Origin of the sequence: Winogradskyella ludwigii, from assembly GCF_013403985.1 — a bacterium.
In the GTDB taxonomy this organism is placed as follows: Bacteria; Bacteroidota; Bacteroidia; order Flavobacteriales; family Flavobacteriaceae; genus Winogradskyella; species Winogradskyella ludwigii.
On record NZ_JABFDF010000001.1, the window covers coordinates 327,180 to 342,543 of the forward strand.

A 15,364-nucleotide genomic window follows, 5' to 3' on the forward strand; every position below is an offset into this window, starting at 1 on the left:
ATTTTATGCCACCTCAGGCTTTAAAAACTGAACTTCATAAAGGTTTTTGTAGTAACCACTTTCTTTTTCTAGAAGGGATTTATGTGTTCCTATTTCTACGATTTCGCCAGCATCCATTACTATAATTTTATCGGCTTGTTGTATGGTTGCTAATCGGTGCGCAATAACAATAGAAGTTCTTCCTTTAGTTATCTTGTCTGTAGCATCCTGTATTAATTGCTCTGAATACGAATCTACAGAAGATGTGGCTTCATCTAAAATTAAAATACTTGGATTAGTCACATAAGCTCTTAAAAACGAAATCAATTGACGTTGTCCTGAAGATAACATCACACCTCTTTCTTTAACATTATAATTATAACCACCCGGAAGACTAGAAATAAATTCATGAATTCCAATTGCTTTAGCAGCATTCACCACATCTTGTTCTGTAATAGCCTCGTTATTTAAAGTTATATTATTAAGAATAGTATCTGCAAATAAAAATACATCTTGTAACACCACTGCTATCTGACTTCTTAGCGACGTTAAAGTCATATCCTTTATATCTGTATCATCAACTTTTATAGTTCCTGAACTAATATCGTAAAAACGATTCAATAAATTAATGATCGTAGATTTTCCTGCACCTGTTGCTCCAACAATTGCCACAGTCTCACCTTCATCTACATTAAACGAAATTCCTTTAAGAACTTCTTCATCTTTCACATAAGAAAACCGCACATCTTTAAAAGTTATTCGACCTTTAAAATGAAGGGCTTCAATAGTCCCTGAATCATCAATATTTGAAGTGGTATCTAACACTTTAAAAACACGATCTGCAGCAACCATTCCCATTTGTAATGTGTTGAATTTATTTGCAATTTGATTTAAAGGCCTAAACAACATTGGAATAAACATGGTAAAGGCAATAAGATCTCCTAACGTTGCTGTTTGCCCTGATACCGCATTTATGCCACCATACCAAATTACAGCTCCCATAGTTAAAGATGAAATAAAATCTGCAATAGGAAAGAAGATTGAATTGTACCAAACTGTTTTTAACCATCCTTTCTTATGACGTTCATTTATAGCTTTAAAATTCCTGTACTCAGTATCTTCACGTGTAAATAACTGAAGGATCTTCATACCAGTAACACGTTCTTGTACAAATGAATTTAGGTTAGATACTTCTGTACGTACATCTTCAAAAGCACGTTTCATATACTTTTGAAAAATATTAGTTGCTATTAAAACAAAAGGTAGCGTCACAATAACGATGAGACTCAACTTCCAGTTCATGTAAAACATAAAACCAGCAACAACTAACATTTTTAAGACATCACTAAAAATCATAAATAGTCCTTGCCCAAAGATGTCTGCAATACGCTCCATATCTGTAACAGCTCTTGTAATTAAAACACCTACAGACGATTTATCAAAATACGTCATTTTAAATTTAAGCATGTGCTTAAATAACTTAACACGTATATCTCTAACCACGGACTGACCTAACCAACTTGCGTAATAAATGAAAAGTAATTGAGAAATTACTTCCAATATTAAAAGGGTTAACATCACCACCATGTAAATAACAAAGCCATTATACTCTTTGTTTGCAATTTTGATATCTATAGCTTCTTTTAGAACATAAGGTCTAAAGGCACCAAATAATGCTAAACCAATGACGCAAAACAACGAAATCGTAAAAACTGTACGATACGGTTTTATGTACTGCAACAATCGTGTAAACAACGATACATCAAATATTTTCTTTTCTTTTTTTGCCATTTTATGTTGTTCCTATAGCTATAGGAATGGGTTCTGTATCTAATTTCCGGACAACGGAAATCTAATTATTTGTTTTTCTATTGGTCTATTTTTATACTTTCTGGATAAACTATTTTCACCAAATACAAACCATGCGCTGGAACTGAAAAACCAGCTTCACTTCTATTCTTTGACGTTATAATTTGATGTAAATCGTTAGCTTTCATTTTCCCTAAGCCAATATTTACCATGGTTCCTACAATTGCTCTCACCATATTTCGTAAAAATCGATCTGCAGTAATCGTAAAAATCAACTGGTTTTCAGTCTTCGTCCAGAATGCTTCTTTAATATCACAATTATAAGTTTTTACATCTGTATTGGTCTTAGAAAAGCATTGAAAATCTTTATACTCAAATAAGATTTTACAAGCATCGTTCATGGCTTCAACATCTAATGGTAAATGCACTAAGTATGTAAAATCATAATTAAATACATTTTTAGCTGTCGAAATCTTATAATTGTAAGTTCTACTTGTCGCATAAAATCTGGCATGCATTTCTGGTTTCACCTCAAAAATAGAAGTCACAGCAATATCTTTAGGTAAAAATGAATTCAATTTATAAACCAAATCTTTTGATTTAATTTTCTGTTCAAAATCAAAATGAGCAAACATTTGAGACGCATGAACGCCTGCATCTGTTCTACCTGCTCCCATTATGGCAATCTTAGTATTTAAAATTGTACTCAGAGCTTTTTCTAAAACTTCTTGTACACTGATTGCGTTGGGTTGATTTTGCCAACCATGATATGCTTTACCATTGTATGAAAGTTCGATGAAAAATCGCAATAGAAATATTACTTTTGTTAAAGTGCAAAGATACTTTATTCCTGCGAACGCAGGAATCTCGTTAACGTAATATTTAGAGTTAAAAAGAAACTCTAGAATTTATATTTAACAAAATCCAATAAGACAAATAACATTTCACGGATAAGAAAAGGACATAAAATTCTTTTACAAGTGAATAAAAAGACCATAGTTTCTACAAACATAAAATGAAAAAAATACTCCTTTTATCAGATACACATAGTTACATCGATGATGCCATTTTAAAACATGTAAAACAAGCCGATGAAGTTTGGCACGCAGGCGATATTGGTGATTTAGACGTTACTGACGAAATTTCTAAGCTAAAACCCTTAAAGGCCGTTTACGGAAATATTGATGATGCTAAAGCAAGAACAGAATTCCCACTTAATAATAGATTTATGTGCGAAGGTGTTGATGTTTGGATAACGCATATTGGTGGATATCCTCCAAAGTACAACTCTAATGTAAAAGATGCTCTAGTTGCTAATCCGCCAGATCTTTTTATTACAGGACATTCTCATATTTTGAAAGTAATGCCAGATAAAAAATTAGATCTATTACATATGAATCCAGGTGCTGCTGGTAAACATGGGTTTCATAAAGTTCGAACCATGTTACGATTTAAGATTGACGGCAAGAACATTAAAGATTTAGAAGTTATTGAATTTGAAAAACGATAAATAAAAAAACCCAGACGGCAGAGTCTGGGTTTTTCACACTAATTAAGATTCTAGTTTTATCGTAATCGATCTACAGATTTTACGAGATCTTCATCCTTTTTAATAGCCTTGTTAGCCAAGACTAAACACACAATAGAAAAAATAGGAAGAAGAATCCCAATACCTTTCTCAGAAACGTTAGTTTCTCCAGATAAATTTTGAGATTGATAAACAAAAATTCCTAGTAAAATTAAGTTTAATATTATATTAAGTCGTCCCAATACAAATTGAGATTTCCTGTCTTTAAATCTAAATATTGAAATCAAAGATAGTAATGCTGAGCCTAAAAACAAGCCTAAATACAAATAATTATCTAGAGCAAACACTTTAGCCTCTTCATTATTGGTCCATAAATGAAATACAAATATTAAGCCTGCAGAAATAACAGCGGCTAAAAATAAATATAAGGTCTGAATACGTTGAATCATATCTTTTATAACAAACTAATATTGACTTTTTGTTTTTAAATCTCTGCGAAATTAGCAGTTTATTTTTTAAAAAGATAGAAATTGTTTTAAAATAAAATTGTATTATTGCAGTAGAAAGAAGTAACGCTCTGAGTTGCATCCTTCTAATCTTCCACATTAATCTCACTTTTTCTTACTTATATTTCATTTAGAAAATATTGAATTAATAATATCAAATTATAATACATATACAACATACGAATGTTTGAAATTTCACAGTTAAAAGCTAAAAAACTTCCTGAATTACAGGAGATAGCGAAAAAACTAAATGTACCAAAATACCGTACACAAAAAAAATTAGACTTGGTTTATCAAATTTTAGATTACCAAGCGGCAAATCCTGATGTTGTTAAAGCTAAGGTAGCTACTGAAACACCATCAGAAGTAAAGCCAAAAGAAAGTAAACCAGCTGAAAAACGTGCTAGAGTTACTCAAAAGCCGAAAGAGAATAAAGAACAAAAAACTTTAGATCTTAAGGAAACTACAGATAAAAAAGAGGAAGTAAAAACAGAACCTAAAGAGCGTAAGAAACCTAACCCTCGTAAACCTTTAGAGCGCAAACCTCAAGACAATAAATCGAAAACAGAAAAACCTGTTAACGATAAAACACCAAATAAACCACAAGAACAGAAAAGACCTAATCCTCGTAAAGACGACAATAGACGTCCACAAAGCAAGGATAACAGACAACCTCGTTCTAAAGATGGTAATAAAAATAATGGCAATAAGGATAGCAGAAATCGCTATCGCGAGCCAGATTTTGAATTCGATGCTATCATTGAAAGTGAAGGTGTATTAGATGTTATGCAAGATGGTTATGGATTTTTAAGATCTTCGGATTATAATTACCTATCCTCTCCAGATGATATATATGTATCACAATCTCAAATCCGTTTATTTGGATTAAAAGTTGGTGATACTGTTTTAGGAAATGTACGTCCGCCAAAAGAAGGTGAAAAATATTTCCCTTTAATAAAAGTGAGCAAAATTAATGGTCAAAGTCCAAATGTTGTCAGAGACAGAGTTGCTTTTGAACATTTAACACCATTATTTCCACAAGAGAAATTTAACATTGCAGAAAAGCAAGCAACGATTTCTACACGTATTATGGATTTGTTTGCTCCAATTGGTAAAGGACAACGTGGTATGATTGTATCGCAACCAAAAACGGGAAAAACAATGTTATTAAAGGATGTTGCCAATGCCATTGCAGCCAACCATCCTGAAGTTTATCAAATGATTTTATTAATTGATGAACGCCCTGAAGAAGTTACAGACATGCAACGTAACGTACGTGGCGAAGTTATTGCTTCTACTTTTGATAAAGAAGCGCACGAGCACGTTAAGATTGCAAATATCGTTTTAGAAAAAGCAAAACGTTTAGTGGAATGTGGCCATGATGTGGTTATTCTTTTAGATTCAATTACACGTTTAGCTAGAGCATATAACTCGGTACAACCAGCATCAGGTAAAATACTTTCTGGTGGTGTAGATGCTAATGCTTTACACAAACCAAAACGTTTCTTTGGTGCAGCTCGTAACATAGAAAATGGTGGATCTTTAACCATTATTGCTACGGCATTAACTGAAACAGGTTCTAAAATGGACGAAGTTATTTTTGAAGAATTTAAAGGAACTGGTAACATGGAACTACAATTAGATCGTAAGATTTCTAATCGTCGTATTTATCCAGCTATCGATTTAACATCTTCTAGCACGCGTCGTGATGATATTTTATTAGATGCTACTACAATTCAAAGAATGTGGGTAATGCGTAAGTATTTAGCAGATATGAATCCTGTGGAAGCTATGGAATTCATTAATGATCGTTTTAAACAAACTAGAAACAATGAAGAGTTCTTAATCTCTATGAATGGTTAAACGCTTTCAAAATATATAACACTGAAAAACCTTGAATTAATAGTTCAAGGTTTTTTTATGCTTGTTTGTTACAGGTCAAATATTAAATAATGACAACTATACTCTTGGTTTATCAATACCACGATCGTACATTACAATACTACCAGCTACAGAAACATTAAGACTTAATTGAGATTGAAACTTCACTAAAAAATGACTCTTCTCAATAGCTTTTTTAGACAAACCGTGATCTTCTGCGCCAAGCAAATAGACACAACGTCGAGTATGATTAAATGTTTCTAAAGGAATTGCTTTATCAGTTAATTCTACGCCAACAAGTCTAGCTCCTTTTGGTATGTTTTTAAAGAAATCATCAAAACTTTCATAATGAAAATAAGGTATTGAAGCTACAGCATCATGTGTATCACAGGCTTGTTTAGCATAACGATTTCCAATTGTGAATATAAAACTAGCACCCAAATTTTGAGCAGATCTCCAAAGCACTCCAAGATTTTCTGGAGTCTTCCCATTTTGAATACCTATACCGAAGAATTCATTTTTTAAATTATCATTCATTCTATAAAATTAAAAAAGGAATTTTTAATTATTCAAAAAAACTCATAAAAAAAGCCTCTCAATTTCTTGAAAGGCTTGTCTTACTTAGTAGCGGGAACTGGACTCGAACCAGTGACCTTCGGGTTATGAGCCCGACGAGCTACCTACTGCTCTATCCCGCGATGTGTATTCAAAAAACGATTATCTTAGCTTTTAACTTTCGGTTCATAATGCCGACATATCGTTTTGGGACTGCAAAGATAATACTTTATTTCTATTACCAAAGATAAAACATAAAAAAAACGCTAAATTTTATTTTTAGCGTTATTTTTTATGAAATTATGTTAGACATTAATCATCATCTTCCTCATCATCTAAAGTAGCTAATGCCCCTTTTCTATTAACATCATCTAAATCGAAATTTACAATATTTGGTAATTTATCTTTTAAAGCTGCAAAATTACCTTTAAACTGATTCTGCCCTAATAGTAATGTATTTAGGTTTGTTAGTTGCGCTAACTCATTTGGTATATCTCCGTAAAATGCATTGTTTGATAATATTAGTTCTTCCAAGTCTTTAAGCTCTCCTAGTGAAGAAGGAATGTTCCCCAATAAACTATTATCAAAAACACTTAGTACTTTTAACGATTTTAAACGTGATAAGCTTGATGGTAATCTTCCTATTAATTGATTGCTACTTAACATTAAACTCTCTAAATTAGTTAGATCTCCAATAGAAGCAGGAATCTCACCAAAGAAATCATTGTTATATAACTCTAGAGATTTTAAGTTTTTAAGATTTCCAATATTTGAAGGAATTGCACCATTAAATGCATTAGAAAATAATTTTAAATCTTCCAAATTAATCATACTTACTAAAGTACCTGGTAATTGGCCACTTAGTTTATTAAATGATAGATTAAGAGATTTTAAATGTGATAATTTTGAAATTGATTCAGGAAGATTCCCTACCAACCCGTTGAAACTTAAATTTACAGCAATTACGTTATCTCCTTCTAGAGTTACACCATACCAGTTTGAAATTGGCTGATCTAAATCCCAAGATTGTCTCCAAGAGTCTCCATTGGTTGTATTGTATAAGTCTACAAGTGCTGCTTTCTGATCCTCAGAAACACCTGCAAAAGAAAATAATGAAATTAAACAGAATAGTAATGTTGTTTTTATAGTCTTCATAATAGTAGATTTTTGCGGAGGGACACAATAACACTACGAATATAATCACGATTACCACGAAATGCAAATTTTTTCGACGAACTACACAATTAAAAACAAGAGCCTAGTAAAATCAACACGCTAAAAATATCACTGTTCTATATTTTCGGCATTAAAACTAATAATTTCTTGATTTTCAATAGTTATAGAAATCTGAATAGGATTACAGCAAATTTCACAATCTTCAATATAATTTTGATGACTTTGAGAGCCATCTACAAGCATTGAAATTTGCTCCCAACAGTATGGGCATTGAAAGAAATGCTCTTCCATTTTAGCTTCTATTTAAAATTGAACATTTAATAATTCACCACTTATTTGAAGAATTTCTAACTCAGATAACTTGGCTGCAAACTTAGCTTCATTTCTACTTAACTCTGCATTTAATAAATTGAGTTGTGCCTGTCTAAATTCGATAGAATTAACTTGCCCTAGTTTGAATTTTTCGCGTGTACGTTCAAAATTATTTTCAGCAGTTCTTATGTTTTTTTCCTGAATACTATAAATTTCTAACTTGTTCAAATAATTATCCCAAGCATTATTAAAGTCACGCTCTATACTTAAAAGAATATTTTCTTTTTCTAATTTTTGAGTTTCTAAATTCACTCTGGCATTTCTAACAGTAGTAATCGTAGAACCTCCATCAAACAAATCCCAACTTAAATTTAATCCACCAGACAAACCTGTATTAGTAGAAACAGAAACAAAGGAAGCCGCATTATTATTATTCTTGTTCCAACCATAAGTTCCTGTCAAACCAATTGTTGGTAAATATGCCGATTTACCAGAATTGATATCTAATGTAGATATAGCAATATTACTTTCAGTTTGTAATAAAGCTACATTCCTAGATTTTGCTTTTTGATATAAACTATCTTTTTGAAATTGTAATGTAAACTCAACTTCTGTTTCTACATCGTAATCTGTTGTATATGTTTTACCTAAAACAAGTTTTAAATCGCGTTTAGCATTTTTGATATCTTGCTTAATATTAATGATATTAATACTATCGTTGTTAATATCAACTTCTGCATTTAACACTTCTAATTTTGTGTTCTGACCATATTCAAATTGATATTCTGCTCTTGTCAATCGATCTTTAGTAATATTTAAAGTCTCTTCTAATGTATTTAAATTGTCTGTTAATTGAGCAACATTATAATACACTGAAAATAATTGTATAATAGTATTCTCTATAGTTTCTCTAGCTTGAAGTTCTGATAACCTGTACTGTTCCTTTAATCTTTTATAATTATAGCGTCTGCCTAACCCATCAAAAATTGTATAATCTAAACTGACACTCGCATTATAATTAGAACTTTCAGCTCCATTTAATACTGTAGTTGAACCATCAGAAAATTCAGCTTCCGTATTATCTAAATTATAGGTTGCTCCTGCACTACTAGATACCGTAGGTAAAAATTCAGTATTAAGAATGCTTTTATTATTCTCTGCCACTGAAACAGCGTTTTTTGCAATTTTAACTCCGTAATTATTTTCTAATGCTAATGCTACTGCTTCCTCTTTGGTTAAAACTTCTTGTGCTTTTACACTAAAGCAGTACATTAGAAGTAGCGTAATTAATTGATATTTAGTGCTCATTTTCTTCTTGTTGTTCTTTAATTGCACGTTCTACTTCTTCTTTTGTTACCTCTTTTCCTGTCGCTAACCACTTACTCTTTGCTTTAATAGTATTACTAAAGGATAAAAATAAAGGCAGTACCAACAAGGTTAAGACTGTTGCATAAGCGATTCCGAATGAAATTGAAATTGCCATTGGTTTTAAAAATTGTGCTTGTCTACTTTTTTCTAATAATAAAGGTGCTAGTCCTGCAATTGTTGTTAATGAGGTTAAGAAAATAGCTCTAAATCTTGATTTCCCTGCTTCAGACAATGCCAGATCAAAGGTCATTCCTTCCTTTAAATTACTATTAAATTTTCCTATTAAAACCAATCCGTCATTAACCATAATACCAATTAAAGCAATAATTCCTAAAAGGGATAAAATATTAACTGGAAAATCTAGTAACCAATGTCCCCAAGCTACAGCTGTTAAACTAAATGGAATTAACAGCAATAATAAAAAGGGTTGAGAATAACTTCTAAACGTAAATGCTATAGTGATATATATTAATAATAAAATAATTGGACCTGCAACTCCTAATGAACTTGTTAGTTTATCTTTTTCTCTGTTCTGTCCTTCAAAAGACGCATTAATCGTTGGATATTTAGATTGTAATTGTGGAATAAATACCGTTTTAATATCGTCTATAATATCTGTATTACTTGTGCTAGGATCCTTTAAATCTGCATAAACCTGAATTTCACGTTTACCCTCTAAGTGATTTATTGCCACATCACCTCTCGCAATGGTATAATCTGCAATATCCTTTAATGTTACGCGCTCTCCTGTTGGTGTCACAATTCGCATGGCATCTAAGTCATTGATTGAGCTTCTGTTCTCTTTATCGTAACGAACCCAAACTTTAATTTCATCTTGACCACGTTGAAAACGCTGTGCTTGTGATCCAAAAAACCCTGAACGTACCTGAGCCATAACCGTTCTTAAATCTAAGCCTAATAAATAAGCACTTTCCTTAAGTTCTAATCTTATCTCTTTTATACCAGCGGGATCATTATCTCCAATATCTTTAAGCAATGGATTAGATTCCATATACTTTTTAAGTTCTGCTTTAGACGCTTTTAATTCTTCAATATTATTACTTAATAAGGATACCGAGACTGGGCTACCTCCAAAATTACCACCAGAACCATAAATTAAGCGTTCTGTACCAATTACTGGTCCTACTAATTCTTCTAAACGATCTGTAATTAAATTTGCTTTAATAGCATCTGGTCGTTCTTCTCCTGGTAATAAGTTAATTCTTAATCTTGCACTAGAACTACTACTAATATCTACAATGGTATTTTCAAATAACTGTTTACCTGTTCCTTTTAGATATTTCTCAGTTAATTCTTCATTTACAATAAATGCTTTATCTTCTATTAGAGAAATAATAGAATCAGTGATTTTCACATTTGTACCAGCAGGCATTACCAACTCTATATTGGCCGCATCACTAGCCACTCTAGGAAATAATGTTACGCCAATAACACCTCCTCCAAGCGACCCAAATGTTAATACTAATAAAGCAACAAATACACCTAATGAGAATAATTTATATTTTAATACACGCTCTAAAATAGGAGTATAGAGTTGGTCTCTTAAAAAAGCCATTAATCGATCACCACCATTATTAATAACTCTCATAAATGAGAAAAACTGTTTTATTTTTGATGGATTCTCCTCAACTTTTTTAGCTCTCAATGCTTTCGAGTGCGCTAAGTGGGCTGGTAAAATAACAAGTGCTTCTACCAAAGAAACGACAAGCGTTAAAATTACAATAACAGCGACTTCACTAAAAAATTCACCAATCCTACTATCTAAAAAGAAGAATAATGAAAAGGCTAATAATGTTGTAATAATTGCAGAAACTACAGGTGGAATAACTTCCATTGTTCCATCTAGAGCCGCTTGTACTGGGCTCTTTCCTTTTTCGTAATGTTGGTAAATATTTTCGGCAATAACAATACCATCATCTACTAAAATACCAATAACGATTATCATTCCAAAAAGTGACAATACATTAATAGTTACATCAAACTGAGCGGCAAATATAAACATCCCTAAAAACGAAATAGGCAATCCAAAGGCAACCCATAATGCTAATCTTGTATTTAAAAATATAGACAGGAACAGTAATACCAAAATCATACCTACAATGGCGTTTTCTGTAAGTAATTGTGTACGTTGATTAAGTGTTATAGATAAGTCTCTTACTACATGTAACTGAACATTGGTATATTTTTGATTATATTCTTCAATAAATGTTTTTACCTTATCTGCAGACGTTATTAAATCTTCATTATTAGTACTTGTAATTGAAATACTTACAGATAATTCTTGATTAAAATAAGTTGCATTTGGTGTTTCTGAAAACCGATCTCTAATAATAGCAACATCTTTTAAACGAATGACTTTACCATCGGGAGATGCTCTCACTATAATATTTGATAGCTCTGCACCATAATACTGTTTATTATTAGCTCTAATTAAATACTCTTCTGCAACCGTTTTTACATTTCCACCTGTAACAAGAATATTAGAATTACTCACGGCTGAAGAAACCTCGTCAAATGTAAGATTGTAAGCTAGTAAATCTAATTCGTTAACTGCAATTTCTATTTCTTCTTCAGGAAAACCTGACATTTCAATTTGAGAGATTCCATCTATAGCACGCAGATCAGTTTCAACTTGCCTTGCTAATTGCTTTAACGTCACCAAAGGAATATTTTTTCCACTTATGGCAAAAGAAATCGTTTCTCTAACGGCTTCTTGTTTGGATACCACCAAAGGTTCCATACCTGTTGGAAAAGAAGGCACTCTGTCTACCGCATTTTTAACTTCGAGAAGCATAAAATCTAGACTTTCCCCTTTTTCAATCTCTACAGTTATTGAGCCACTATTTTCTTGCGAAGTTGATGTGACTCTATCAACCCCTTTTAATCCTTTTAAATTATCTTCAATCTGAAGCACAATCCCTTCTTCAATTTCTTGAGGTGAAGCACCAGGATAAGCAATATTAACATTGATAATTTTAGACTCTGTAAGCGGAAAGAAAGATGACTTTAAAGACAATGCGCCAATAATCCCGAATACAAAAAATGCAATAATAAATATGTTTACTGCAACATGATACCTAATAAAATATTCAATTAGTTTTCTCATTATTGAATAGAATCAGAAGTTGAAGTTTTACTTTTAGCAGCCTTTACATGCATTCCTGCATAAGCACCTGGAACAGGTTTTCTTAGAATAACAGTTCCGTTTGGCACATTCTTTAAAACCACTTTTTCATTAGAAAAATGCACTGGTTTTACAGAAATAACATCTAACAAACTATCGTTTATTACATACACCTCTTGACTGTCTAACAATAAATTTCTATCTATTTCAATAGCATTTTCAATCTTCTCGGCGTTTAAGTTGGCTTCAAGATACATGCCTTCTTTTAAATCTGGATGTTTTACTTCAATGTATACGGTTATGGTTTGAGTAGTTGCATCAATACTTCCGTTTACACGAGAAACACTACCATTGTAAGTTTTTGTTTTATCTAAGCTAGATAAACTCACACTCTCACCTTCTTTTAAAACATCTGCAAAAGATTTACTGATAGCAACTTCCATTTCGTAAACAGCAGGATTAATAAATTCCCCTAATTTCTGTCCGCTTCTAACAAAAGTACCTTCTGTAACTAGAGCTTCGGTTAGAATCCCTGAGAATGGCGCTGTAATCCTGTACTTAGTTAAACGTTGTTCTAGCGTTTTAACATTGTAATAAGCGCTTACAATACCACGACCTGTGATGAAGTAATTTTCTTTTTCTCCTGAAATTTCTGGTAATTTAGGTGTCGATTTATTTAAGTCGAATCCATTTAAATAAGCTTGCCATTTAGGATAAACATCAGAGAAATCTAATCGTAAATCTGGCATTATAGCAGCGATACTATTATATAATTCACTTTTAGAAGATTGCACAGTTGCGTAGTACTCAGATGCATCTAAACGAATTAACGTTTCTCCTTTATTGAATTTTTCTCCAGGTTTAAAAAGTTTTGAACCCGTTTTAAAAATACCTTGAACTTCAGAATACAACTCAACACGTTGTTTTGCAGTCAGGTTACCGTTTGCAGAAATCACGATAGGAATTGTTCCGTTTGTAACAGTATCTATAAGGACTGTTTTAACCACCTTTGGAATAACAGGTTTAGGCTTATGTTTGTTGTCAATTAAGCTTTTGGCAAAAATAAAGGCACCTACAATTAAGGCAATACCTAAAACAGATAATATAATTTTTCTTAGCATAATGATATTGGTCGTCAGTAATCTGCAAAGCTAACTTTATCATTATGTGAATTCGTTAAAGTATTCTTAATATTTAAGAGGAAATCTTGTCTAAATCAGCTTGGACCAATTCCCAATCGTTCATTAATTTCTCTAACGACTTTTTCTTCTTTTGGTACCCATCAAAAAACTTTGGATCTGACGCTGTTTTATCGTAATCAGTGGCTAGCTTAGTATCATCGGTTTTTATATCTTTTTCAAGTTGATTGATTTTAGATTCAATATTACTCAACTTATTATTTAAAGATTTTAATTTCTTTTGATCTTCGTAACTCTGCTTATTACTTTCCTTAGGTTTATTTGCTACAACGGTTCGTTTTTCGGCTTCTCTTAAATTTTCAAGATTACGTTGTTCTAAGTAAAAATCAATATCCCCTAGATACTGTTTGATATTTTGATCTTTAAATTCGTAAACCGTATCTGTTAAGCCTTGAAGAAAATCTCTATCGTGAGATACTAAGATTAACGTTCCTTCAAAATTCTGTAACGCTATTTTTAATACATTTTTAGATTTAATATCTAAGTGATTGGTTGGCTCATCCATGATAAGCACATTTAAAGGTTGTAACAATAATTTAGCTAGAGCCAAACGGTTACGTTCTCCACCAGAAAGTACTCTTACATACTTTTCTGCTTCAGATCCTCTAAATAAAAACGATCCTAAAATATCTCTAACTTTACTTCTGTTGGTTTCATTAGCAGCATCAATCATGGTATCCAAAACGGTTTTGTTTCCGTCTAAATATTCTGCTTGGTTCTGTGCGAAATACCCAATTTGTACGTTATGTCCTAAGTTTAAATTTCCTTGGTGCTCAATATCTCCAACAATAATTTTAGCTAGTGTTGATTTTCCTTGACCATTCTGACCAACAAAGGCCGTTTTCATATTTCTAGGAACAGATAAGTTTACGTTATGTAAAACTTGTAAGTCTCCATATTTTTTAGAAATGTTATCAATTTCTACAACCACTTTTCCTGGTGTAATTGACACTGGAAAGTTTAGAGACATCACACTGTTATCATCCTCATCAACTTCAATACGATCAATCTTATCTAATTTTTTAATTAGAGATTGCGCCATTGTAGCTTTAGATGCTTTTGCTCTAAACTTCTCAATTAGCTTTTCGGTCTGTTGTATTTGTTTTTCTTGGTTTTTCTGCGCAGCTAATTGCTGAACCTTCATTTCCTTACGTAACTCTAAAAACTGTGTATACGGTTTATTATAATCGTAAATTCTACCTAATGAGATTTCGATAGTACGATTAGTTACATTATCTAAAAACATTTTATCGTGAGATACAATAACAACGGCTCCTGTTATGGTTTTTAAGAAATTCTCTAACCAAATAATAGATTCTATATCTAAGTGGTTAGTGGGCTCATCTAAAAGTAATAGATCGTTATTTTGAAGTAAAAGTTTTGCTAATTCAATTCGCATTCTCCATCCACCAGAAAAGGTATCCGTTAACTTATCAAAATCTTCACGTTTAAACCCTAAACCTTGAAGAATTTTTTCCGTTTCACCTTGGTAATTATAACCTCCTAATATTTCGTATTGATGCTGAACATCATTTAAATCTACCATTAATTGATGATACACTTCACTTTCGTAATCTGTACGCTCAGCCAATTGAATGTTAATATCTTCGAGTTGCGCTTCGCATTTCTTAATTTCTTTAAATGCTTGATACGACTCTTCCAATACTGTTTTCCCTAAATCAAAATCAATATCTTGCTTTAAGAATCCAATTCTCATGTCTTTATCAGCAGCAATTTGACCTGTATCTTGTTCTTGTTCTTTAGATAAAATCTTTAGCATAGTAGATTTACCTGCTCCGTTTTTACCAATTAAGCCAATACGATCGCCAAGACCTAGTTTGAATGTAATTTCTTCAAAAAGGTATTCTCCTTGAAATGATATAGAAAGGTTATGGATATTTAACAT

12 protein-coding genes and 1 tRNA gene are annotated in these 15,364 nt (G+C 32.0%); 2 read left to right on the plus strand and 11 right to left on the minus strand.

All coding sequences use genetic code 11. The annotated features are described in order from the left end of the window. Positions 1-3: 3 nt before the first annotated feature. Together HM981_RS01400 and truA are read right to left on the minus strand one after the other, a co-directional pair. A complete protein-coding gene (locus HM981_RS01400; RefSeq protein WP_179336796.1) occupies positions 4-1,770 on the minus strand; it encodes an ABC transporter ATP-binding protein in 1,767 nt (588 codons plus the stop codon). 77 nt (positions 1,771-1,847) lie between these two features. Continuing rightward, entirely contained in the window at positions 1,848-2,597 is a 750-nt protein-coding gene (truA, locus tag HM981_RS01405; RefSeq protein ID WP_179336797.1) for a tRNA pseudouridine(38-40) synthase TruA, read from the minus strand. A 206-nt stretch (positions 2,598-2,803) separates the two neighbouring features. On the opposite strand from truA, the gene HM981_RS01410 reads away from it, so the two are divergent. Beyond that, on the plus strand, positions 2,804-3,298 hold the full coding sequence (locus tag HM981_RS01410; RefSeq protein WP_179336798.1) for a metallophosphoesterase family protein: 495 nt from the start codon (positions 2,804-2,806) through the stop codon (positions 3,296-3,298). 56 nt (positions 3,299-3,354) lie between these two features. Here the strand turns inward: HM981_RS01410 and HM981_RS01415 are convergent, their stop codons facing one another. Next, positions 3,355-3,765 (minus strand): DUF4293 domain-containing protein, encoded by a 411-nt coding sequence (locus tag HM981_RS01415; protein WP_179336799.1) that lies wholly within the window; start codon positions 3,763-3,765, stop codon positions 3,355-3,357. Between the two features lie 240 nt (positions 3,766-4,005). Between HM981_RS01415 and rho the strand changes: the two genes are divergently transcribed. After that, the gene (rho, locus tag HM981_RS01420; RefSeq protein ID WP_179336800.1) at positions 4,006-5,685 is read left to right on the plus strand and encodes a transcription termination factor Rho; all 1,680 of its coding nucleotides are present in this window, start codon (positions 4,006-4,008) and stop codon (positions 5,683-5,685) included. Between the two features lie 96 nt (positions 5,686-5,781). Here rho and HM981_RS01425 read toward each other — a convergent pair whose 3' ends face one another. The 8 genes from HM981_RS01425 to HM981_RS01460 form a co-directional block, all read right to left on the minus strand. Continuing rightward, positions 5,782-6,240, minus strand: a complete 459-nt coding sequence (locus tag HM981_RS01425) for an RNA methyltransferase (RefSeq protein ID WP_179336801.1) — start codon at positions 6,238-6,240, stop codon at positions 5,782-5,784. A gap of 88 nt (positions 6,241-6,328) precedes the next feature. Then, positions 6,329-6,401: transfer RNA gene (locus HM981_RS01430), tRNA-Met, on the minus strand. A 169-nt stretch (positions 6,402-6,570) separates the two neighbouring features. Further along, a complete protein-coding gene (locus tag HM981_RS01435) occupies positions 6,571-7,413 on the minus strand; it encodes a leucine-rich repeat domain-containing protein (RefSeq protein ID WP_179336802.1) in 843 nt (280 codons plus the stop codon). A 129-nt stretch (positions 7,414-7,542) separates the two neighbouring features. Beyond that, complete coding sequence (locus tag HM981_RS01440) at positions 7,543-7,725, minus strand: CPXCG motif-containing cysteine-rich protein (RefSeq protein ID WP_179336803.1); 183 nt, start codon at positions 7,723-7,725, stop codon at positions 7,543-7,545. Positions 7,726-7,737: 12 nt separating this feature from the next. Further along, positions 7,738-9,054 (minus strand): TolC family protein, encoded by a 1,317-nt coding sequence (locus HM981_RS01445; protein ID WP_179336804.1) that lies wholly within the window; start codon positions 9,052-9,054, stop codon positions 7,738-7,740. Further along, positions 9,044-12,241, minus strand: a complete 3,198-nt coding sequence (locus HM981_RS01450; protein ID WP_179336805.1) for an efflux RND transporter permease subunit — start codon at positions 12,239-12,241, stop codon at positions 9,044-9,046. The genes HM981_RS01445 and HM981_RS01450 overlap by 11 nt, the downstream gene beginning before the upstream one ends. Continuing rightward, on the minus strand, positions 12,241-13,380 hold the full coding sequence (locus tag HM981_RS01455; protein ID WP_179336806.1) for an efflux RND transporter periplasmic adaptor subunit: 1,140 nt from the start codon (positions 13,378-13,380) through the stop codon (positions 12,241-12,243). The genes HM981_RS01450 and HM981_RS01455 overlap by 1 nt, the downstream gene beginning before the upstream one ends. Positions 13,381-13,453: 73 nt before the next feature. After that, entirely contained in the window at positions 13,454-15,364 is a 1,911-nt protein-coding gene (locus HM981_RS01460; RefSeq protein WP_179336807.1) for an ABC-F family ATP-binding cassette domain-containing protein, read from the minus strand.